The 21,986-nt window shown below is 43.0% G+C and carries 20 protein-coding genes and 1 tRNA gene; 3 read left to right on the plus strand and 18 right to left on the minus strand.

Annotated elements, in window-relative coordinates:
- Positions 1-29: 29 nt before the first annotated feature.
- From LP107_RS10820 to LP107_RS10830, 3 genes are all read right to left on the minus strand, one after another.
- Complete coding sequence (locus LP107_RS10820; RefSeq protein ID WP_078273191.1) at positions 30-557, minus strand: GTP-binding protein; 528 nt, start codon at positions 555-557, stop codon at positions 30-32.
- 258 nt (positions 558-815) lie between these two features.
- Positions 816-1,934, minus strand: coding sequence for a hypothetical protein (locus LP107_RS10825; protein ID WP_264676127.1), 1,119 nt, complete (start codon positions 1,932-1,934; stop codon positions 816-818).
- Between the two features lie 806 nt (positions 1,935-2,740).
- Positions 2,741-3,418: a DUF4230 domain-containing protein gene (locus LP107_RS10830; RefSeq protein WP_078273194.1), complete on the minus strand. Its 678-nt coding sequence runs from the start codon at positions 3,416-3,418 to the stop codon at positions 2,741-2,743.
- Positions 3,419-3,580: 162 nt separating this feature from the next.
- Here LP107_RS10830 and LP107_RS10835 point away from each other — a divergent pair, with 162 nt between their 5' ends.
- A complete protein-coding gene (locus LP107_RS10835) occupies positions 3,581-5,308 on the plus strand; it encodes a proline--tRNA ligase (RefSeq protein ID WP_112741895.1) in 1,728 nt (575 codons plus the stop codon).
- Positions 5,309-5,435: 127 nt separating this feature from the next.
- Positions 5,436-7,583, plus strand: a complete 2,148-nt coding sequence (locus LP107_RS10840; RefSeq protein WP_208624077.1) for a M3 family metallopeptidase — start codon at positions 5,436-5,438, stop codon at positions 7,581-7,583.
- Positions 7,584-7,729: 146 nt separating this feature from the next.
- Here LP107_RS10840 and queF read toward each other — a convergent pair whose 3' ends face one another.
- The 5 genes from queF to LP107_RS10865 all read right to left on the minus strand — a co-directional run bounded on the left by queF (position 7,730) and on the right by LP107_RS10865 (position 11,839).
- Positions 7,730-8,587, minus strand: coding sequence for an NADPH-dependent 7-cyano-7-deazaguanine reductase QueF (queF, locus tag LP107_RS10845; RefSeq protein WP_112741894.1), 858 nt, complete (start codon positions 8,585-8,587; stop codon positions 7,730-7,732).
- Between the two features lie 80 nt (positions 8,588-8,667).
- The gene (locus tag LP107_RS10850; RefSeq protein WP_112741893.1) at positions 8,668-9,438 is read right to left on the minus strand and encodes an ABC transporter permease; all 771 of its coding nucleotides are present in this window, start codon (positions 9,436-9,438) and stop codon (positions 8,668-8,670) included.
- Positions 9,431-10,411: an ABC transporter ATP-binding protein gene (locus tag LP107_RS10855; RefSeq protein ID WP_078273199.1), complete on the minus strand. Its 981-nt coding sequence runs from the start codon at positions 10,409-10,411 to the stop codon at positions 9,431-9,433. The genes LP107_RS10850 and LP107_RS10855 overlap by 8 nt, the downstream gene beginning before the upstream one ends.
- A gap of 101 nt (positions 10,412-10,512) precedes the next feature.
- Complete coding sequence (locus tag LP107_RS10860) at positions 10,513-11,196, minus strand: metallophosphoesterase family protein (protein WP_078273200.1); 684 nt, start codon at positions 11,194-11,196, stop codon at positions 10,513-10,515.
- Positions 11,197-11,293: 97 nt separating this feature from the next.
- Positions 11,294-11,839 carry a c-type cytochrome gene (locus LP107_RS10865; RefSeq protein ID WP_078273201.1) on the minus strand — a complete coding sequence of 182 codons (546 nt, stop codon included), beginning with the start codon at positions 11,837-11,839 and terminating at the stop codon, positions 11,294-11,296.
- Between the two features lie 191 nt (positions 11,840-12,030).
- Here LP107_RS10865 and LP107_RS10870 point away from each other — a divergent pair.
- Positions 12,031-12,107: transfer RNA gene (locus tag LP107_RS10870), tRNA-Arg, on the plus strand.
- A 50-nt stretch (positions 12,108-12,157) separates the two neighbouring features.
- Here the strand turns inward: LP107_RS10870 and gloA are convergent.
- The 10 genes from gloA to LP107_RS10920 form a co-directional block, all read right to left on the minus strand.
- The gene (gene gloA, locus LP107_RS10875; RefSeq protein WP_112741892.1) at positions 12,158-12,691 is read right to left on the minus strand and encodes a lactoylglutathione lyase; all 534 of its coding nucleotides are present in this window, start codon (positions 12,689-12,691) and stop codon (positions 12,158-12,160) included.
- Between the two features lie 56 nt (positions 12,692-12,747).
- Positions 12,748-13,371, minus strand: coding sequence for a carbonic anhydrase (locus tag LP107_RS10880; RefSeq protein ID WP_112741891.1), 624 nt, complete (start codon positions 13,369-13,371; stop codon positions 12,748-12,750).
- A gap of 55 nt (positions 13,372-13,426) precedes the next feature.
- Positions 13,427-14,428, minus strand: a complete 1,002-nt coding sequence (locus tag LP107_RS10885; protein ID WP_112741890.1) for a hypothetical protein — start codon at positions 14,426-14,428, stop codon at positions 13,427-13,429.
- Between the two features lie 43 nt (positions 14,429-14,471).
- Positions 14,472-15,572, minus strand: coding sequence for a 3-dehydroquinate synthase (gene aroB, locus LP107_RS10890; RefSeq protein ID WP_112741889.1), 1,101 nt, complete (start codon positions 15,570-15,572; stop codon positions 14,472-14,474).
- 46 nt (positions 15,573-15,618) lie between these two features.
- The gene (locus LP107_RS10895) at positions 15,619-16,227 is read right to left on the minus strand and encodes a shikimate kinase (protein ID WP_078273206.1); all 609 of its coding nucleotides are present in this window, start codon (positions 16,225-16,227) and stop codon (positions 15,619-15,621) included.
- Between the two features lie 121 nt (positions 16,228-16,348).
- Positions 16,349-18,469 (minus strand): type IV pilus secretin PilQ, encoded by a 2,121-nt coding sequence (locus LP107_RS10900; protein ID WP_078273207.1) that lies wholly within the window; start codon positions 18,467-18,469, stop codon positions 16,349-16,351.
- A gap of 34 nt (positions 18,470-18,503) precedes the next feature.
- Positions 18,504-19,034 carry a pilus assembly protein PilP gene (locus LP107_RS10905; protein WP_228157777.1) on the minus strand — a complete coding sequence of 177 codons (531 nt, stop codon included), beginning with the start codon at positions 19,032-19,034 and terminating at the stop codon, positions 18,504-18,506.
- Positions 19,031-19,873 carry a type IV pilus inner membrane component PilO gene (locus tag LP107_RS10910; RefSeq protein ID WP_078273208.1) on the minus strand — a complete coding sequence of 281 codons (843 nt, stop codon included), beginning with the start codon at positions 19,871-19,873 and terminating at the stop codon, positions 19,031-19,033. The genes LP107_RS10905 and LP107_RS10910 overlap by 4 nt, the downstream gene beginning before the upstream one ends.
- Positions 19,870-20,748: a PilN domain-containing protein gene (locus LP107_RS10915; protein ID WP_078273209.1), complete on the minus strand. Its 879-nt coding sequence runs from the start codon at positions 20,746-20,748 to the stop codon at positions 19,870-19,872. The genes LP107_RS10910 and LP107_RS10915 overlap by 4 nt, the downstream gene beginning before the upstream one ends.
- Positions 20,748-21,806, minus strand: a complete 1,059-nt coding sequence (locus LP107_RS10920) for a pilus assembly protein PilM (protein WP_112741888.1) — start codon at positions 21,804-21,806, stop codon at positions 20,748-20,750. The genes LP107_RS10915 and LP107_RS10920 overlap by 1 nt, the downstream gene beginning before the upstream one ends.
- Between the last annotated feature and the right edge of the window lie 180 nt (positions 21,807-21,986).

Here is a 21,986-nt window from a genome sequence, read left to right on the forward strand (position 1 = left end):
TTATTTGTATGTCAGTGTTGTCAAGTGATTTACTCAGACTGTTCTAGGCTAGCGATGATACTCTCAACGAGCAACAAGACATCTTCACGTTTACGCATGTCCACAGGGAATAGTGGTAAGTTACGCCCAATGCTCGCTAGATAATCACGATAAATGGAGAATTCACGCTCGGGCATTTTGTCCACTTGACTGATACCCAGCACGATACGACCATCATAAATGCTATCAAAAGTCTTTAAATAATGTGCCAAATCTGCCACAGAATCAGGTGCCGAATGATCAATCAAAATCACCACGCCCAAAGCACCTTGGGATAGAATGGGCCAGATAAAATTAAAACGCTCCTGTCCTGGAGTGCCGTAAAGACCAATACTTGCCCCACCATCAATGGTCAGCTCACCATAGTCCATGCCGACTGTGGTCAAAAGCTTGGCGTTGGTATCAAGGTCGGTATTCATGACCTCGGTTGAGACCACAGGAATGTCAGAGAGACTAGAGATGGCCTGGGTCTTACCTGCACCCATAGGACCACTAAATACGATTTTAAGACGTTGCATAAGTGCTACCTAAATAACTATATTAAATATATTGGCTCTGGTTCAAAAAAGTATGCTACAAAGAAAACCGTTCGTGGTGAGCTTGTCGAACCATAACGGTTTTCCTACCCGTAGGCATAGCTCAGGGCGAACGGAAAACCTAGTTCAGCATACTTTTTGGACTACTATCAATATATTAAATATAAATAACATGAAAATGTAAATAATGATAAATTTATTGTATGATAAAAATAAAAACATTGCAATTAGGACGTGTCATCACAGCCCCAGTTTGCGACGCAGACGTGACAAGAAACCGATTTTCTCTTGTTGTTCGGCGGTTTTTGGCTCAGGTCTTGGTTCGGGCTCGCTCACAGATGCAGACGCTGTGACTGTCACTGGTGCCACGGTCGATGTCTGCATGATGGTCGCATTCACGTTTTGGTAGTTATCATCCATCAAATGCTGAGAAAGCAGTAGCGAGACAATCACTTTTTGGACGATAGGACGACCCAGTCCCGTGCGTGCCACAATCTCATCTACCGTGCGTGCTGTATCTTCTAAAGCGACCATTGTCCGCAAGATAATGCGTCTGTCGGCATTATTATCAGGCTTTGCCCATGAACGAAGCTGATAGCGGGCATTGCCATCGATGAGTGGTAATAACTTCTCACCATTCGCCCATGCCATCTGATACAGCCACTGATTCATGTCGAGGGCTTGCTTAGGCTCGCCTGCCACACCGCCATACACACGCAGTCGCCATGTCGTCACGTCTGCCACTTTGGCACTTTTTAGCCATACCAGCTGGCGTGCCCCATCAATAACAGCCAACACCTCTCCATCTTGGGTCAGCTCAAATAAGGACTTAGGACGAGCGTGCAACGTCTTAATCAAGTCTATCACGTCATCTAACTTTGATGTGGTAGACTGTGGCGATTGTGCTGTGTGAGCAGTTTGGGCTGACTGGCTGGTTTGATTCTCCTGATTAGTTCGGGTGCTTGTTTTGTCAGGCTCACCAGACGTGCTTGATTTTTGATAAGGCAGACCCTTTAATACATCCACTTTTTCATGAAGCCAGTCATTTAAGGCATTGATTTGTTTTAGGGGTAATACCAGTGAGTCGCCAGCGATACCACCATTACCTGTCAGGTTGCGACTGACGTATAAGATGGGTGTGCGTGGGTGCAATTCTATTAGTTTTTGCACGCTGGTAGAATTTTTAAAATCCTGATTAATGACATACAAATCAACCTCACCCATCTGAGCGGACACCCAATCCAAATCTACATCCAAACGCAATAGGACGCGCAAATATCCTTTAAAAGTAATTTGGTCAGCAGGGCTAACACCAACCATGGCAATACGCATGGCTTTTTTGCTATCAGTGCTCGTCATGATTTACTCTCAACCAAAGCAATTGTTTGGAGATTATTGGTCTAAATTGCCTAACGCCATCGTCCTGATATTTTTGACAAAGAAAATACAGCCAACAAAATTGAATTTTACTACGGAAACCGTTCGCCCTGAGCTTGTCGAAGGGTTGGTTTCCGTTATGGTTCGACTTAGCTCACCATGAACGGAAACCGTAGTACTTTTTCATTTTGTAGAGTGTATCTGCTTAATTTTACAAGCAACCCGATACGCCATAAATCAATTTTTGATTTATGTTTTTCTTTTATCCCAATATCACATTTAATTAATACGACCATCAGTGATAATTGTTGATTTTAAATAAATTTTAAAATTTAATAAAATACCATTATCTAATATCGTGTTAAAAAATTTGGTATGGCAGTTAGAATAAGTGCTTTATTTTTATCCAAAATGAAATCGCTTCATGATGCCAATATCAATATAAAGTAATTAGTTTACAAAATTAGGCACATTTAGCGGTTATTTTAGCATGAGACTACACCAAAACATTCATTTTAAATAAACAATTAAAGATAAATCAGCAAATTTAGGTTATTAATTTGCTGATTCTATTTTATAACATAATTTGGTTTACGGCTATACCAAACAGTAAAAATATTTTACCATTGAGCAATATTTTTATACCCATAAAAATATTATGGGTATAAATTAAGCATGTTTTGTGTATTATTTGGGCAAATTGATGATTTTATGAACACGTTTATCCATTTTATCAATTTGATGAAATGTTATTATTTAACATTTAAATGATTAAAAAACATACAAATTCACACCCTACACGCCCCCACATCGCCATTGACCACCACAGTCGCCCCTGTCAAGGCAAATAAACCCTTGATTTGTTCGGTGGCGTTATCGGTGGCAAGGGTCATGATGTCGCCTTGACACGCTTTTTTTAGCACTTCGGCTTTGGCAGAGATTTGGGCTTGATTTAAAATCTCAGGGTCATTATCCACCACGCCAAACAGCCCTGTTTTCCAGTCATAGACCTGCATGTCATCAAGGAACACCTCAAACACCTGCGATGGCGGGAGCGTTACCGTGATGTTGGCGTGCGGGGCAACTTTTGGGTCGGTCTGGGGATCAAAGGTAACTTGCACGTTGTCCGCCGTGATTTTACCCAAATCCACGCCTGCCAAAACCCGCCCACGAGCAACAAACAGCCCCTTTTGCTCGTCCTGCCATAGCTTGTACCAATTGCCTTCTTTTTGGGCGGTAATGACCGTGTCCACGCCAAAAGCAACGGTATTTAGGCGAGCCATTTTTTGGATTTCGGTAACAACACCGTCTCGGCTAATGGCGGATACGGCAGGCTCTTCAGTCAATTTTAACGTCCAAAAAACCGCCAAAAACACAATCATCGCCATGACTGACACGATACAAAATAAGGTGAATTTATTGGCTTTTTTTACTTTGGGGGTAGTAAGTGGGGTGGATGTGGTCATAACTCTCCTTTTGAAAATGCAAATTGACGTAAAACAACTCATTTAATACCATAATAGGGACAATTTTAGCATTTATCAAAAAAATTACTTGCACTGTTACCAAAGTTTACTTTAATATAATACGTTTTTACCAAATTTAAAATCAAACTTGCCGAGAATCTTATGAAAGCCAGTCAATTTACCCTAGCCACCCTTCGCAACACCCCAAGCGATGCCGACATCATCTCCGCCCAGCTTATGATAAAAGCAGGTCTGATTCGCAAACTTGCCTCAGGCTTGTATGTGTGGATGCCAACGGGCTTACGTGTGCTAAAACAAGTGGAAAAAATCGTCCGTGAAGAAATGGAGCGTATCGGTGCCCAAGAGTTGCTCATGCCTGTCACCCAACCTGCCGAACTATGGCAAGAGTCGGGACGTTGGGAAGACTATGGGGCGGAATTGCTTCGCTTTAAAGACCGTCATAGCCGTGATTTTGTACTAGGGCCTACCCATGAAGAAGTCATCACCGACATCGCTCGTGGCGAGCTAAAAAGCTACAAACAGCTCCCTGCCACTTATTATCAAATTCAAACCAAGTTTCGTGATGAGATTCGCCCACGTTTTGGGGTGATGAGAGCTCGTGAATTTACCATGAAAGATGCGTATTCTTTTCATATCGACAAAGACAGCCTTGCCAAGACTTATCAAGACTTTTATGAAGCGTACAGTCGTATCTTTACCCGTTTGGGGCTTGATTTTAGGGCGGTGCAAGCGGACACGGGGTCTATTGGCGGATTTGCCAGTCATGAATTTCATGTATTAGCCGACAGTGGAGAAGACGACATTGCATTTAGCAGTGAGTCCGACTACTCGGCGAACGTGGAGCTTGCTGAAGCGGTCTGCCACGACACACGTCAGCCCCCAAGTGAGCCACGCACGGACGTGGATACGCCAAATATGCCAACCTGTGAAGAAGTGGCGGAGCATTTGGGCATGGACTTGACACGCACGGTAAAAACGCTCATCGTCAAAGGCTCGTACTCGGAAGATACACCTGATATGCCAAAACTTGTCGCCCTTGTCTTGCGTGGCGACCACACCCTAAACGAGCTAAAAGCCGAGAAACTGCCCCAAATCAAAGCACCGCTAAAAATGGCAAGCGAAGATGAGATAAAAGAAGCTGGTCTCGTTAAGGGCTATATCAGTGTAGACTTGGCAAAATATGATATACCTGTCATCGCTGACAGAAGTGCATCCGTCATGGCGGATTTTGTGAGTGGGGCGAACATCGCCGACAAACACACCACGGGCATGAACTGGGAGCGTGATGCGGTCTATGCAGATGTTGCCGACATTCGCAACGTGGTAGACGGCGACCCAAGCCCAGACGGTAAAGGCGTACTACAAATCAAGCGTGGCATTGAAGTCGGACACATCTTTCAATTGGGCGATAAATATTCGCACGCCTTGGGCTGTACCGTCCTTGGTAAAGAAGGCAAGCCTGTTATGCTGATGATGGGCTGTTATGGCATTGGGGTTAGCCGTATCATCTCGGCAAGCCTAGAACAAAACCATGATGATAAGGGCTGTCTATGGGCGGACACGCCAGACCCTGCCGATAATATCGCCCCATTCTATGTGGCGGTCGTCCCCATGAAATCCAAAGACGGCTCGGCAGAAGCCAAAGCGGACGAGCTGTATAGCACCCTAAAAGCCAAAGGCGTAAACGTCCTATTAGACGACAGAGACGAGCGGGCGGGCGTGAAATTTGCCGACTTAGAGCTCATCGGTGTCCCTCATCGTATCGTGGTGTCCGAGCGTAACCTTGCCGATGGCAAATATGAATACGCCAAGCGTGGGTGTGATGATAAGGAGCTGTTAGGGCTTGATGAAGTGCTTGCAAAATTCTAATACTTGCTTTGACTTTTAAAAAGGCAGACCATGCGGTTTGTCTTTTTTTCATTCATGTTCATCCATAACAGCTCTTGATTTTTTAAATCACTTTGCGTAAGATAAAGCTTTTTTATCAGGAGACATCATGGAACGCCGTCAATTTTTACAATTAGGAATCGGTAGTTTATTTACCCTAAGTCTACCCAAGTTTGGCATGGCACACCCCCTACCCTTAGATTTACCCACCACTTTACAAGACAACCCCCTACTGCATTTTGACGGCTTGCCGAGCTTTGGGGCGGTTGAGATTTCGCACATCACGCCTGCCATTGACTTTTTATTAAAACACAACAAAGACGTGGTCAAGCGTGTCTGCACCCAAAAGAGCATAACATGGGATAACTTCTACGCCCCGATAGAAGACGCTCAAAACAAACTAGACCGTGTGTGGGGCGTGGTCGCTCACTTGCATTCGGTCAAAAACTCAGATGCCCTGCGAGCGGTGTATCAAGACATCACCAAAAGCACAAGCGACTATGAGTCGTGGTTTGGTATGTATCGCCCTTTATATGAAGGCTTTAAAAAACTTGCCAAAAGCGATGCGTTTAAAACCTACACCCAAGCCCAACAAAAAGCGATAAACGATGCCTTGCTGGATTTTAAACTCTCGGGCGTGGCATTGACAGGCGACAAAGCCGAACGTTATACCCAAGTGGTCACTCGTTTATCCGAACTATCCACCCAATTTAGCAACAACGTACTAGATGCCGACATGGGCTGGGAGCTTGTTATTGATGACAAAGCCAAGCTGTCAGGGCTTAGCGGCATTGCCCTACAAAAAGCAGAGCAATCCGCCAAATCCAAAGACAAAACAGGCTACCGTTTTGGGCTGGACGTGCCAAGCTATCTGGCAATCACCACCTACGCCGATGACAGAGAGCTACGCAAACAAATGTACGAAGCCTATCGCACTCGTGCGTCCGACAAAGGTCAAAATGCCGACAAATGGGACAACACCCCTATTATCAACGAACTCATTGATTTGCGGCTTGAGCTTGCCCAGCTACTCGGCTACAAAAACTACGCCCAATATGTGCTTGCCAAACGCATGGCAAAAGACACCGATGAAGTATTGGGCTTTTTAAAAGATTTGCTTACCAAAACTCGCCCCACCGCCAAAAAACAAATGCAGGATTTGCAAAAATACGGACGTGATATTGGCGTGCTAGGTCAAGATGATAAGATTGAGCCGTGGGATTTTGCCTATTTGTCCGAAAAGCAAAAGCAAGCACTTTATGACATTGACAAAGAAGCCTTACGGGTGTATTTCCCTGTGGATAAAGTGTTAGACGGCATGTTTGAAGTCACTCGCCGTCTGTTTGGCGTGGACGTGCGTGAAAAAACAGGCGTATCCTTGCCCCACCCCGACACTCGCTTTTTTGAGCTGTATCAAGACGGCAAACACATCGCATCATTTTATCTGGATTTATTTGCTCGTGAAAACAAGCGTGGCGGTGCGTGGCATAGCACAGCGATTGGGCATTTTAAAAAATCCACTGGCGACACCCAAAAACCTGTCTCCATGCTCGTGTGCAACTTTGGCGGAGCAACCGGGGACAAACCCGCCTTACTACTACATAGCGAAGTAGAAACGCTGTTTCATGAGTTCGGGCATGGCTTACATCATATGCTCACGCAGGTAGACGTGCTTGCCCTGTCGGGTACTCGTGTGCCAAGAGATGCGGTAGAGTTCCCAAGCCAAATGCTAGAAAACTGGACGTGGGATAAAGACGTGCTTGCCCTTATCTCGGCTCATTATGAGACAGGCGAACCTATTGCCATGGACATGGTTCAAAAAATGCAAACCGCCAAAAACCATCTATCGGCAACTTCTATCGTCCGCCAGTTAGAGTACGCCCTATTTGATTTTCGTTTGCACGTTGAACATAAACAAGGCGACAAAAAAACACTTTCTCGCCTGCGTGATGACATTCGCCAAAACGTCTCGGTACTGGGCGAACCTGACTGGGTGCGTATGGCTCACAGCTTTAACCACATTTTTTCAGGCGGTTATTCGGCAGGGTATTATAGCTATCTGTGGTCGGAAGTGTTGGCAAGCGATGCCTTTACTCGCTTTGAGAATGAAGGGCTGTTTAACCAACAAACAGGACAAGATTTTATCAATGCCATTTTGTCCCAAGGCGGTGCTGATGAGCCGATGAGATTGTTTGAGCGGTTTATGGGTCGCAAACCCAAAAACGATGCTCTGTTAAAGGCTCGTGGGATTGGCTAGGGCGTGCCTGTCATTGATAACATTTTTATAAAATAAGATGAAAATTTAACGTTTTAATCCATTTTTGCATGAAAAATTGCAAATACCAAAGGCAGGCACGCCCTAATAAATAAACCCTGTGATTGCAGGGTTTATTTATATTTATGCTATTGACGAATAAGTCGTTTAATTTGCCCTTTATCCGTATTAAATACCCGCACAGGGTTAATGTCAATCCCGCCACGTCTTGTATAATTCGCCAGCACCTTTAAAGAGACTGGCTTAAAATACGTCATCATGTCGGCAAATATTCGCTCTACGCATTGCTCATGAAAGCCATTGTGCTGTCTAAATGATAAAATATATTTTAAAAATTCGCCAAAATCCAAATCGTATTCGCTCGTCATTTCAATTTGCACCACCCCCCAGTCAGGCTGATTGGTAACAGGGCAATTTGAACGCAACAGATTGCTATAAAATTGATAAGTTGCCAGTTCGCCTTTTTTGGCATTTTTTAAAAATTTGCTATCAATATCATCGCTTAAAACAATCTCATCAGATAAATGATTTAAGACATCATCAATACAAATGCCGATTGGTTTTGCAATGGTTAATTCATCGCTATCTAATCCGATAATCTCCACGCCCACATCAGCACCCACACAGATAGATAAATCTTTTTGTAAAGTGGTTTTTAATTCATTAATACTGCTAAATTTGGTAAAGTTTAGACTATTAAGATAGAGTTTTAAGGATTTGGATTCCACGATATTTGGCGAATTGGCAGGAATGGTAAAACGAGCCATTGCCACTTTTGAAATGCCAATCGGATTTAGCCATGACAATTCAAAGGCTTGCCAAATATCCACGCCATTTTTTAATTCATCATGATAATTATTAAAATCAAATCCCACATCTTTTAAAATCTCATCTCGTCCGATTTGCCGAGAAATGGGATATAAAATGGTGGGGTCATAAGTTTTTGAATAAGTGGTGCTTTCGCCTAGTACGCCGTGAATACTCATTTGTGTTTGCCTTTTGATTTATCTTTTATTATAGTGGGCAAATTGCAATTCACCCCTACAAATTTAAATTTAATATTAAATTAAGAAAGCCGAATTCTTTTACCGTCTTTTAATATTTTATATGCCACGCCATAAAACACCGCACAAAATATCAAAATCGCCAATAACGAATAACCGACATTGACATCAGAATGCCCCAATATGCCATAACGAAAGGCATTGACCATATAAACAATGGGGTTAAGTAGAGATAAATTTTGCCAAAATGGCGATAAGTTTTCTAACGAATAAAACACCCCGCCCAAATAAGTCAAAGGCGTTAAAATAAAACTTGGCACAATAGAAATATCATCAAATGAGCGGGCAAATACCCCATTGATAAAACCGCCCAATGAAAATAGCACGGACGTGCCAATAATGGTAATCAGCATGATTGGCAAATTACTAATGCTTAATTGAGTAAAAAATAACGCCACAATGCTCACAATCAAGGCAATGGCAAGCCCACGAAATACGCCACCGCCCACATAGCCCAATAATATGGCGTGCTTGGATATGGGCGACACCAGCATTTCATCAATACTGCCGTGAAATTTGGTGCTAAAAAATGATGATACAACATTAGAATAACTGTTGGTAATGACCGACATCATAATCAAACCGGGCACGATAAACTGCATATAGCTCACCCCGCCCATTTCTCCGACACGAGAGCCAATCATTTGCCCAAATATCACAAAATACAGCGTCATGGTAATGACAGGCGGTAATAAGGTTTGGAGCCAAATACGAACAATGCGTTTAATCTCTTTAAATAATAGGGTGTTAAAAGCAGTTAATTGATTATTCATGATTTTCCCCATTATTTAATTTATTCTCGTCTTTCATTTTGCCTTTATGAAAATGGCTATCTACCACACCCATAAATAATTCTTCTAGGCGGTTGGCTTTATTTCTCATGCTGACAATTTGGATATTTAGGTGATTTAATTGCGTAAATACGTCATTTAAATGCTGGGTTTTATTAAGCGTGATTTCTAAAGTTTTATTATCCGCCAAATTGATATGACTAATGTTATTTAGAGTTGGGGTATTTTTTAATTCATCTTTTAAATCAAAAACAAAAGTTTCTAATGATAACTGCGTAAGCAATGATTTCATCCCGGTGTTAATTAAAATCTCGCCATGATTTAATATGGCGATGTATTTACACAACTGCTCGGCTTCTTCTAAATAATGGGTCGTCAAAATAATAGTCGTGCCTTCGTCTTTATTGATACGCTCCATAAAATCCCACATAGAACGGCGTAATTCAATATCCACCCCTGCGGTCGGCTCGTCTAATATCAAAAGCCTAGGGCGATGCATTAAAGCACGGGCAATCATCAGACGGCGTTTCATACCGCCAGAGAGCGAACGAGCCTTTGTATCTTTCTTATCCCACAGCCCCAATTCTTTTAATAAAAATTCGGCTCGCGGCAAGGCGTCTTTCTTTTTTATGCCGTAATAGCCTGCTTGAATAATCAATATATCCAAACATTTTTCAAATTGGTTAAAATTAAATTCTTGGGGAACAACGCCCAAATAAGACTTGGCAAGGCTTGGATTTTTGTGCAAATCCACACCAAAAATCTCCACCGTGCCGTCTGTTTGGGGAAATAATGAGCTGATGATACCAATCATCGTGGATTTGCCTGCTCCATTTGCCCCAAGCAAGGCAAAAAATTGGCCTTGTGGCACGGTCAAATCCACGCCTTTTAGGGCGGCAGTGCCATTGGGATAGGTTTTTTTAAGATTGGTTATTTTTAAGGCTGGTATGGTCATGATTTGATTTTTTAAAAATTTTATAATTAAATTAGGACAAATAACAAAAAGACAAATTCACTTTTTAAATAAGTTAATTTATTTAAATCAATACAAGTTAATTAAAAGAAATTGCTTACGTCTGCAATATAGAAATCGCCGTCATTATCCGCCTGATAGAGCTGTTTGCCATTTACTTCTATCGCCGTCAAACAACCGTCCCCATACGCCCATGTATCAATGCAGATAATGCCGTTTTGAAATAACACCTGTCCGTCTCGCTGTTCGGTATGCCCACAAATCACGGTTTTGCCTGAGACATGAGCGACATGGTCGTTTTCTAATTTACGCCAGCGTAGGGCATAATCATTTTGTTTATCCATTGGCAAATATGGATAAATGGACGCATGACAGAAAATAAAATCGTCTGTTTCATGATAATCCACGGTTTTATTTAAAAAACCCACATAATTAAATGGCAAATGCAAACACTCTGACCGCATGGGCATTAGATTAAAAGATTGCAAGGTTTTATCGCCACCGACTTTCAGCCAAAATTCAAAGTCATCTTTGTATTTTAACCCTGCCAGCATAATCAGCTCGTGATTACCCATGATAAAGACCGTTTGACAGATGTCAGATAAATTCATCAATATATCCAGCACGCCTTTGCTGTCATCGCCACGATTGACATAATCGCCCAAAAAGATAAGTGTGTCATCGAAGGTTGGCTGTATGCCGTCTATCAGCGTGGCTAGGGCAACCCTACTGCCGTGAATGTCGCCAATGGCAAAAACTCTTGCCATGATTTGCCTTTTAATCCAAAATCCAAAATATAAAAGACGAAAAACGCCAAACAGCCTAAGCGGTTATCCGCCTAAGCCATTTGGACTATTTAATGAATTATTGCGATTGGGAAATGATATAATCAACCGCGTTTTTCACTTCATCATCAGAGATGTCTGCACCACCACGAGCAGGCATGGCATTAAAGCCATTGATGGCGTGGTCGTACAAAGTTGCCTTACCTTTGGCGATACGTGGAGCCCAATCGGCTGTACCTGTTTTTGGTGCTCCCACCAAGCCCGCATCATGACACGTGGCACAGATGGCATTATAAAGCTGGTCACCAGGGCGAGCCACACCTTCTACCGCGGGGGCTAGCACAGTGATGTTAATGTCGCACTCTTCGCCATCAAAGCACACTTTACCCACAGGGGCGATACGTGCCACCAGTTGTGGGTACATGGCGATGAGCTTTTTGACCTGAGCACTGTCCTCAGGGATGGCTTCTTTTTTGGCTTCTGCTTTGGGTGCTTCTGCAATCGCGGTCTCTGCCTGAGTCTCGCTCGTTGCTTCTACATTGGCAGGTGCTTCACTTGCTTGGCTGGTCATTACGCCAGAAATTGCCAACAATGTGGCAAAAGATAAAGTTACAATTTTTTTCATTGTCTTATCTCGTTTAGCCTTGAATAATCTTGTTATTCTGGGTTTGGGAAATTTACCCTACTATTATAAGGGAAAATAGGGATAAAATACCACGTTTTTTATGTAATTTGTAAATAATTAGCAAGATTTTTTGGCATTTTTACAAAAACATGGTAATTTTGGCAAAAATCTGCTAAAATATCGCCCTTGATGTGCCTGTAGCTCAGTTGGATAGAGTGTTGGCCTCCGAAGCCAAAGGTCGTGGGTTCAATTCCCGCCAGGCACGCCATTTATCATTGATAAAACAAAAAAACACGCCCAAAAGCGTGTTTTTTGTTTTTAACCTTTTAGCTCAATAATCTCAACCCAGTAGCCATCTGGGTCTTTGATAAAGGCGATGTCTTTCATGCTACCGTCTTCGGGGCGTTTTTGGAACACGACATTATTTTGATCAAACCACGCCACTGCTTTTGCCAAATCAGGCACGGCAAAGCAGATATGCCCAAAGCCTCTGGGGTCGCTGTTGCCGTCATGATAGCTAAAATCAGCGTCATTTTCGGTACCGTAGTTGTGCGTGAGTTCTAGAATACCACGTTGGCGCGAGACATAAGCGGTCAGATTCTCTGTGGCAGGCAAATTATCACGCTCATCAGCAGTCAGCTTTGCCAAAAAATACAAGTCAAATTTGGCATCAGGGAATTGACTATGGCGTAACAAAGTCATGCCAAGCACACCTGTATAAAATTCTAGCGACTTAACAGGATTTTTGATGCGTAGCATGGTGTGGTTAAAGGTAAAACCTTCGGACGCTGTCGGAATGTCTTTAACGCCATTGGCGGTCAAGGCTTGGGCGGGTTGGGTAATGGTCGTCATAACGGCTCCTCTTTTTGATTTTGTATACTTTTAAAAAAACTTTTGCAATAATAAACTTATTCAAAAAAATTCACTTTGCCAGTTGCCACGTCATATTCCGCTCCGACAATGGTCAGTCTCCCACTATTAACCATGTCCTCTAAACTGCGTGAGCCTGATTTTAATTGGCTCACCGACAGTCGCACATTGGCACGCACAGCACGGTCAATGAACTCGTTCATGTCTATCTTGCCATCGCCTGCGGTGAGTATCTCATGTAGGTTGTACACGCTGGGGCGAATTCTATCAACGATGGATTGCAAATTGGGCGAATAATATTGCTCAGGATTGATGAGCGTCTCAACACATGCCGTTACCGCCCCGCAGTGGCTATGTCCTAGCACCACCACAAGCTCGGTGCCAAATTTCTCGGCAGCGAACTCTACCGAACCAATCTGTGACGGGGCAACTACATTGCCCGCCACTCGGATGACAAACAACTCGCCCAATTTTTGGTCAAAGATCAGCTCCACTGGCACACGAGCGTCCGAACACCCCAAAATAATGGCAGATGGCAACTGCTCTTCTACCAGTATCGGCGGAGGCTGATGATGTTCTTTAGCATTTTTGATTTTTTCAACATAACGCAAATTACCCGCTTTTAACTGTTCTAGCACCGCTTGGGCATTTAAGTTTTTCATGGCACTTCCTGTTGGGGTTATTTAATTTGATACGTGACCGACCATTCAAATACAATCAATCATCACCTGGCATGGTCATGGGCGGGGCAGGCTCTAAGTCCGCCACATTCGCCTCCTTGGTGGGTGCAGGCTTTTCATTCTTAGGTTTAGGCTTTGGTTCATTTTTGGGTTCAGAGGTTGGCTCGGGTCTTGTTTGAGGTTTTGGCTCGACCTGACTTTCTGCTTTATTACTATTCTTAGTATCAGCTTTTGGTTTTTCTGCCGTCTCTTTGGGTTTGATGGTAGGCGGAGCTTTGAGTTGTTTGGTCGGCTCACTCTCCTGCTCATTTAAGTCGGCAATCACGTCTTCTGCCACTACTTTTTTGGGCTTCTCTTTTACTTCCTCTTGTGGCTTAGGTGCCTCGGCAGGAATTTCTTTTTTGGTTGGTTTTAAACGAACTGCACGAGGTGATGATTCCGAAGAATCAATCACCACTTCCGCTGAACGTTCGTAATTATCTATCATACCAACATAACGCTTCATTTCCTCAGGCATGGGTGTGACACTTTTGGGCAGTCCAAAATCCACCGTCTTTATCGCACCCAATGCCTCCTGGGTACTACCCATGATGCCATAGGTTAGGATATAACGCTGTTCGTTATTGGAATTATGATAGCGAAAATAAGCAAACTTATCACGGTCTCTGCGTCCTTTGAGATATTCGGTGATAATCTCATTTTGTGCCACATCCATGACTTGCACCGTCCAGCGTTTGTCATTGTCTTCAAAAAATTTTTTACCCTTAAACTGGGCAGGATAATTACGCAGGTCTCGCACCACCGTCGCAAAGTCAATGGGTGGCACTTCTTTGGAAAGCTCGCTTAAATTATCAATGGTTACTGGTAAGGCGAAGTCTTCTGCCACCGCTTTGGTTTTTTGACGTTCTTTGGTAATCTCTGGTGTGGCGTGAGAAAGCGACATTAAGAACCACAGTATCAGCATGACGCCTGCCATAATAAACCATATCATCGCCTGTCTTCTGGATTTTTTATTAATCATCGCTACACTTTGGGTCATGGTCTTGCCTTTAATTAATACAATATTTTTAAAATTTAAAAAATCAATGGTTGGCGTTGAGCACTTCTGTTAACACTGCCATATCAAAATCTTTGGTGACAAACGCCTTGCCAAGCTCTTTTAATAACACCAATCGAATACTGCCGTTTTGCACTTTTTTGTCATGTCCCATCAAATCCAGTGCCACCGATGGTTCTATATAGGGTGGTTTGACGGGCAAATCAAAGATTTGCAATAAATCAACGACACGAGCAACTTCGTCTTCACCAATCAATCCAAGTTTTTGCGACATCATCATCGCTTGCACCATACCCGCCGCCACTGCCTCGCCATGAAGCCAATTACCATAGCCCATGTGCGTCTCAATGACGTGTCCAAAGGTATGTCCGAAGTTTAGTAAAGCACGCACACCCGACTCACGTTCATCGCTGGCAACGATTTTGGCTTTATAGTCACAGCAGCGATACACCATCTCGCTTAGTATCGCACCATCTCTGGCGGTAATTTTCGTGGCATTAACTTTAAGCCAATCCAAAAAAGCCTTATCAAAAATGAGGGCATATTTTACCACTTCCGCCAGTCCTGCCGCAAATTCTCTTTCGGGCAATGTATCAAATGTCGTCATGTCCGCCAACACGCACACAGGTTGCCAAAATGCCCCAATCATGTTCTTGCCAAAGGGATGGTTAATGCCTGTCTTGCCACCCACTGACGAGTCCACTTGTGCCAGTAGCGTGGTCGGCACTTGAATGAAATTTACCCCACGCATAAAGCTTGCCGCCGCAAAGCCGGTCATATCGCCAATCACCCCACCACCTAAGGCGATGAGCGTACAATCCCGAGCAAAGTGGTTTTTCATGAGTACATCATAAATGGTATTGATATGCTCTTGGTTTTTATACTGCTCACCATCAGGCAAGACACAGCTCTCCACCATCAAGCCCTGTACTGCCAAATGTTTAGTTAAATCGGTCAAATACAAAGGGGCAATGGTCGTATTAGTAACGATAAGCACCTGCTTGCCTCTGATGAATGGCAAAATAGGACTTGCCAAATCTATCTGACCTGCGATGCTGGCACCAATAAAAATGGGATAATCGTGATTCTGGGTTTGGACAGTGAGTGTATTGGTAATGTGTGTCATAATGCTACTTTGAAATTTGCTGTAAATGTCTTAATTGATTTAAATATTAAGATGTTTGCTGATTCTCAATATTTTTGGCATAAGCGATAAGAACATCAAGTATCTCTGCCATCATTTGCTTGGGGTAAGCCCTTCCTGTAGCGACAGTAATGTCTGCCACCTCTTGATATAATGGTGATCGTCTTTGATAAAGCGTTTCTAATACCACTCTGGGGTTATCTGTTTGGAGTAGGGGGCGATTTTTGTCTTTTTTGGTGCGATGGATTTGGGTGTCCACGCTCGCATCCAAAAAAATAACCAATCCACGTTTTAGATATTCTCGATTGCATTCACGCTCAACCACACCGCCACCTGTAGCCAGTACAATGCTTGGCATGGCAGACAGCTCATCCATGGCACGACTCTCACGCTCACGAAAGCCTGACTCACCCTCTTTTTGAAAAATCCACGGAATGTCCGCCCCTGCTTTTTCACTGATACACCAATCCACGTCCCAAAAAGGGCGTTTTAAATGTTTAGCAAGCAGTTTACCAATAGTTGTCTTGCCCGCCCCCATCGGTCCCACCAAAAAAATAGACGGCAATAAATGGGTATAGTGATGAATGGGTTTTTGGACAAACACCTCTTCAATCACCGCCGATTCTTCTATACTCATAATAACATCACTAAAAATAAATGTTCTATGATACAAGTTTTGGGCGATTATGGCTAGTGCTTTTTTGTGAACACAAAACAAAAAGCAGACTATTAGCCTGCTTTTTGTTTGAACTGTACAATTAGTAGCGACTCACACCGTCGTTAACGATGCGTGGTGTGACAAAGATAAGGAGCTCTTCTTTGTTGTTAAGCCTAACATTATTTCTAAACAAACGACCCACCCCTGGTAAATCACCCAAAAAAGGTACTTTACTTTGGTTGTTACCAATGGTGTTCTTAAAGACACCGCCCAGCACCACAGTCTGACCATCTTCTAAGATGACATTGGTTTTTATCTCATCTGTATTAAGAATTGGTACGCCCAACACCCTATTGCCGGAGTCCGCAGAGTTGGTAATTTCTAAATCTAGACCTATCTTACCCTCTGGGGTGATGTTTGGTGTGGCAGATAGCACTAAGGCCGCTTCTTTAAAGCTGACTGTTGTTGCACCACTGGCTGATGCCTCTTGATAAGGAATATCCACCCCAGATGAGATTCTGGCTGGTTGTTTATCAGATGTTAAGACTTTTGGCGAAGAGATAATCTCTCCTTTATTATCAGCCTGCATTGCTGACAATTCCAAGCCCAGTGCATAATTATCAATATTCAACAGTCCTAGCGATATACCACTTGTAGCTGCAACACCTAAATCAACAGCAAAGTTACCAAAACGTGATTCGGTGTTTGAAGAAGACAATCCCTTCATTCCGCGAATGTCAAATTTATTACCCGTTCTATTAAAACCCCATCTTACACCCAACTGCTTAGAAAAAGAGTCTGATGCATTAACAATGCGAGCCTCAATCATTACCTGTTTAACAGGAATGTCAATAGTTTCAATTAATTGACGTACATTTGCAATGCTTCGTGCCGTATCATTGATGATGATGGTGTTGGTACGACCATCAAAGGTAGCATTACCACGTGGGCTAAGTAGTGAGTTACGGTTATTATTAGAGCCACTTGAACTACCAACTCTATCTAATAGACCATGAATGTCTTCCGCCTTGGCATAGTTAAGACGGATATGCTCTTGACGAATAGGTTCTAATTCATCTACCTTTTTAGCATCTTCCAACTCTTTAATTTCGCGTGCTGCCAACTCTTCAGCAGGTGCTACCAAAATCACGTTACCATTTTTGCGCTGACCTAGATTTTTACTTTTTAAGATAATATCTAATGCTTGATCCCATGGGACATTAATAAGTCTTAATGTAATATTACCCTGCACATTATCAGCAGCAACGATATTATTTTCGGTGAATTGACCCAATACATCCAGCACCGTACGCACTGATACATCCTGAAATTCCATTGATAACGGTTCACCAGTATAAACCTTCTCTTCAATGGTCGGTTCACGGAGCATTTTTGGTGGCAATACTGAGATGTTAAGTGTTGCACCTGATTGATAGGCTTGGTACTCAAAATCACCTGTCATGTTAACCGTAATAACACCATTTTGACCTTGATTTTTTGCATCAATATCCGCAACCAAACCACTACCATTAATACGTTTTAATAAATGACGTGGAATGGTAGTGCCAGTGGTGCGAACCACCAGTTTATTACCTTGGCGTTGTACATCTACAGGAATAGACTCATTGGTTAGGTTTACGGTAACATTACCACCATTAGCATTACCTGAGTAATCGACTGTTGAGACGCCGTCATAACTACTTGCCAAAGAACCCGAGGTAGGTGCTAACAATGGGTTTACTTTTACAGTCATCGGCTGTGCTTCTGGTTGGACTGGCGTGGTAACAACCGCAGGGGCGGGTTCATTTGCTACAGATTGGGTGGTCGATGAACCGCCCTGTTTTATATTAATAAGTAGCTGATTACCTTGTACTGTGCTGGTGTAGCTTGCACTATCCTTTAAGTTAATCATTAAGCGGGTCATAGAGCCGTTATTTAGTGCAGTCACTTCATTAACCACGCCACGGTTGATGGGCATACTTCTTGGCAATCCACCACTACTTACTTGGTTAAAATCAAGTGTCAATTGCTTACCGCCTGCCTGTTGATAAGCCACAGGGGTTACAGGCTGACCATCAAAAGCAACTTTAATTTGCGTAGTATTAGCACTGATTTGGTTGGCTGATAGACCTTGAATAGCTAAAGCATGTGCTTCAACCGCCATAAAACTGATTGCCAACGCAGAATAAGCAAAGGCAGACTTTTTGGTTAAAAAATTCATTATTTCATCCTCAGAATAAATCTAGTTGGCTCTGTTAATTTGGTGATACCAACGGAGTGGTTTTTTCAACGTATTGCTCATCAGTATCTTTGACAATCTCAATCAAATTGATTTGAGTTGAAGTAATCTCAACAATACGCCCATGGTTTTTACCTAGGTAGTTACCAACCTGAACATCATGCACCATCATATCAGGCGTCTGTACCAATCCATATTCCTGACCATTAGGTGCAACCACTTTACCACGATATGTTAGTTGCAACAACTCAAATTCTTCAAGTGGCTCTTTCACTCGATTCTCATCTGGTTTTACAGAAGGCGTCTGCTCCCTGACTTGCTGACGTTCGCGTAGGCTTTTTGGCACAAAAGGGTCGGACTCACCTTGAGCAGCATAAACAAAGTCTTCAATCTTAAGGGGTTCTGGTGGCGGCTCAATAGCTTGAGGTCCTTGACTGCGAATTTTTTGCATTTCTGATTCGGCAAGGCTAACACGATCGGTGCAACCCACCAATAAAGACAGGAGCATTACCAAACCAACATTGGTTTTTAGAGAAAAATTAATCACTTGCCCTCTCCTTCAGTTGACTTCACTTCTTCGGCAGTTGCATTTAAATCCACATCATCTTTTGCACGATAAGTTTTGGTTTGCAACACCAGTTGTAATTCAGGCATTCTATCAAGCGAAGGCTGAGGATTCTTAATCTCAAAGTCGTGCATGGTAATGATTCTTGGTAAAGCAGCAATGCCACTCACAAACGAACCAAACTGATGATAATCCCCCAAACCAATAATTTGAATGGGTTGCTCAATAAAAAACTCTTGCTCCACCTCAGGTTGCACAGAAATGTCCTGAAAACGCACACCACTACCACTACCCACCATGTTGATACCATCTACCAATTCAGGCACACGAGTATCGATAGGTAGCTGTGCCAATAGGTCTGCAAAGTCAGTCTCCATTTGTGCCACTTGTGCTTCATAGGCTTGCAGATGGCGGGCTTTAGACTCTTTTTCTTTGTAACTTTCAAGCAAACCAACTTGTTGATTTTCAGCCTGTTTAATTTCATCAAGTTTTTTAGAGATTAACAAAAGCCAAGCCAAAACCAAAATAATCGCTAGCATCATCGCTAAGATGAAAATCTTAACTGGGAGCGGGGCAGAGCCATAGTTTTGACCATTTAAGGAGTTTACCTCTGCCATAAACTTTTTGGAATCAAAAGCAGGTTTTTTAGGCTTAGAACCTACCTTTTTACCTTTGGCTTTTGTTTTGGGTTTGCCCAAGCCACCCGAGCCTTTTGGCTTTGATAAATTTGGCTTGCCAAGTTTAATTTTTTTCTTACCACTCTCCTCTGGAGTAACAGCTGTATCGGTGGTTGGTCTAGATTTTTTGAAAGGTGATTTCATGGTTGACCTCCTACTTGGGTGCTACCATCTGTAGGTGTAGGTTGCGTATTTTGGCTATTAGGAGTATCAGTCGCTTCTGTATCCAATGTAGTATTATTGGTGGGTTCAGATGCTGGGGCCTCGCTTGTAGTTGAAGATGCTTGAGCTGGAGCGTTATCAACACCAATCGCTGAAACCTCAGGCATTGTTTGAGCACCCACACTTTGACTGTCTACAGTAACGGGTGGTAATACAACGTCTTCACCGGTTGAATCAGTAGCTTCTTCTTTGTCTTCTTGATATTGAATCTTGGTGGTTGCCACAAATTCTACATAACTATCTTCAGGATACACAGAACGAGTACCTGCATCGGCTAATTGTTGAGAGGGCGTACTTTGATAGGCCTCTAGTTTAGTCTTAATGCTTACCACCGCTGAGCCATCCAACCATTCACTAGCATTTAAGTTGCGTACCAAATTTGCCACAACATTGGGGTTAGCGGCAAAGCCTGTAAATGTAATTACATCGCCTTCACGCTTGATATTGTTTAGATACATGGTATCTCTTGGGATGGCTCGAGCGATGTTATCCCATACACGCACAGGCACCGAACGACGACCTTGCAAATCTTGAATGACTTTCATCTGAGACAGCATCTGCTCGCGTTTAACCTCTAGCTCTTCAATCGATTTTAGGGCAACATCAAGCTGAGCGTTGGCGTCTTCAATGTGTTTATTGGCATTTTGTTGATTGGTCAATTCTCGATTTAAAATAGACAACACCAAAATCGTCGCCAAAATAGCAAGTCCAGCTGTCGCTCCTGCCAAGAGATTAAACTCTTTATTTCTACGCTCACGCTGTTCTTTACGCCATGGTAATAAGTTAATGCGTGCCATCAGTCAAACCCCCTTAAAGCCAATCCACATGCCGCCATCAGGCTTGGTGCATCTTTTTGGAGCGTAACGGTATCAATGCGTGAGTCAATAGACATACCCTCAAAAGGATTTGCTACTGATACCATACCCCCGACACGTTGTTGCACCATTTGAGCCAGTCCTGGCAGCGCAGAAGTGCCACCACATAAGATAATATGGTCAACATTGTTGTATTCGCTAGATGAGAAATAAAATTGCAATGAACGGCTGATTTGTTGGACGATATTTTCCATAAAAGGTGTGAGCACGCTCTCATGATAATCAGCAGGCAGTGTATGTTCATGCTTACCGATGGTAGCATCATGATAAGGAATACTGTAACGCGACTGAATCTCTTCAGTTAACTGAGCCCCACCAAAACCTTGCTCACGGTTATAGATAAATTCACCATCTTTGGCGATATACAGTGTAGACTGCTTATGTCCCAAATCAATGAGTGCTACCACCTGTGGGTCATTAGGCAGATTATCCACCATCAAACTAAATGCACGCTCAATGGCATGAGACTCAATATCCATCACTTTGGCTGTCAAACCACCCATCAAGAGAGTCTCGACACGCTGATCCACGTTCTCAGAACGAGAAGCAGCAAGCAGAACTCGCACCAAGTTCGGGTTAGTCGTTGATGGTCCTAACACCTCAAAATCCATATTCACTTCCGCCAATGGATATGGGATATACTGCTCAGCATCCAGCTTGATTTGGGCCTCGCGGTCAGAATCAGACATGTTTGTTTCCATGTCAATAATTTTGGTAATCACCGCCGAGCCTGATACTGCCGTTGCTGCGTCTTTAGCACCAGCACCAGAACGACGTACCAAACGAGCGATGGCCTCGCCCACTTCTTCACCATTGACAATATTTTTGTCAACAACCCAACCCGGCTCAAGCGGCTCAACGCCATAAGACTTCAAATGAAGTCTTCCTTGTTGTTTTGTTAGCTCAACAAGTTTAACGGAAGTGGTACTGACATCTAAGCCGAGAAGATGCCGACCCTTAGAAGAAAAAGATAGTCCCACAGACTTTATCCTTATATTTTTTAACGCCAACCGAAAAAAACAGCATCGTTTCGGTTATAATAGTGGCTTTTGAAAGTACAGTGCGTTACTGCTTTACACCAATAATGCCAACTTCACAGTTTTATTTACCAGTTTTGTTGGAAATCTGCTATACTTAGCTGTAATTTTAACATGAATTTT

The sequence above is a fragment of the Moraxella bovis genome (assembly GCF_025985205.1).
Lineage (GTDB): Bacteria > Pseudomonadota > Gammaproteobacteria > Pseudomonadales > Moraxellaceae > Moraxella > Moraxella bovis.

What these genes read in the sequence shown, in the direction of transcription:
- LP107_RS10900 (WP_078273207.1), bottom strand. Translation starts at nt 18,469, where the DNA reads ATGAATTTTTTAACCAAAAAGTCTGCCTTTGCTTATTCTGCGTTGGCA.
- LP107_RS10895 (WP_078273206.1), bottom strand. Translation starts at nt 16,227, where the DNA reads ATGAGTATAGAAGAATCGGCGGTGATTGAAGAGGTGTTTGTCCAAAAA.
- LP107_RS10820 (WP_078273191.1), bottom strand. Translation starts at nt 557, where the DNA reads ATGCAACGTCTTAAAATCGTATTTAGTGGTCCTATGGGTGCAGGTAAG.
- LP107_RS10880 (WP_112741891.1), bottom strand. Translation starts at nt 13,371, where the DNA reads ATGAAAAACTTAAATGCCCAAGCGGTGCTAGAACAGTTAAAAGCGGGT.
- LP107_RS10855 (WP_078273199.1), bottom strand. Translation starts at nt 10,411, where the DNA reads ATGACCATACCAGCCTTAAAAATAACCAATCTTAAAAAAACCTATCCC.
- LP107_RS10835 (WP_112741895.1), top strand. Translation starts at nt 3,581, where the DNA reads ATGAAAGCCAGTCAATTTACCCTAGCCACCCTTCGCAACACCCCAAGC.
- LP107_RS10915 (WP_078273209.1), bottom strand. Translation starts at nt 20,748, where the DNA reads ATGGCACGCATTAACTTATTACCATGGCGTAAAGAACAGCGTGAGCGT.
- aroB (WP_112741889.1), bottom strand. Translation starts at nt 15,572, where the DNA reads ATGACACACATTACCAATACACTCACTGTCCAAACCCAGAATCACGAT.
- gloA (WP_112741892.1), bottom strand. Translation starts at nt 12,691, where the DNA reads ATGACGACCATTACCCAACCCGCCCAAGCCTTGACCGCCAATGGCGTT.
- LP107_RS10910 (WP_078273208.1), bottom strand. Translation starts at nt 19,873, where the DNA reads ATGAAATCACCTTTCAAAAAATCTAGACCAACCACCGATACAGCTGTT.
- LP107_RS10825 (WP_264676127.1), bottom strand. Translation starts at nt 1,934, where the DNA reads ATGACGAGCACTGATAGCAAAAAAGCCATGCGTATTGCCATGGTTGGT.
- LP107_RS10865 (WP_078273201.1), bottom strand. Translation starts at nt 11,839, where the DNA reads ATGAAAAAAATTGTAACTTTATCTTTTGCCACATTGTTGGCAATTTCT.
- LP107_RS10850 (WP_112741893.1), bottom strand. Translation starts at nt 9,438, where the DNA reads ATGAATAATCAATTAACTGCTTTTAACACCCTATTATTTAAAGAGATT.
- LP107_RS10860 (WP_078273200.1), bottom strand. Translation starts at nt 11,196, where the DNA reads ATGGCAAGAGTTTTTGCCATTGGCGACATTCACGGCAGTAGGGTTGCC.
- queF (WP_112741894.1), bottom strand. Translation starts at nt 8,587, where the DNA reads ATGAGTATTCACGGCGTACTAGGCGAAAGCACCACTTATTCAAAAACT.
- LP107_RS10830 (WP_078273194.1), bottom strand. Translation starts at nt 3,418, where the DNA reads ATGACCACATCCACCCCACTTACTACCCCCAAAGTAAAAAAAGCCAAT.
- LP107_RS10840 (WP_208624077.1), top strand. Translation starts at nt 5,436, where the DNA reads ATGGAACGCCGTCAATTTTTACAATTAGGAATCGGTAGTTTATTTACC.
- LP107_RS10885 (WP_112741890.1), bottom strand. Translation starts at nt 14,428, where the DNA reads ATGACCCAAAGTGTAGCGATGATTAATAAAAAATCCAGAAGACAGGCG.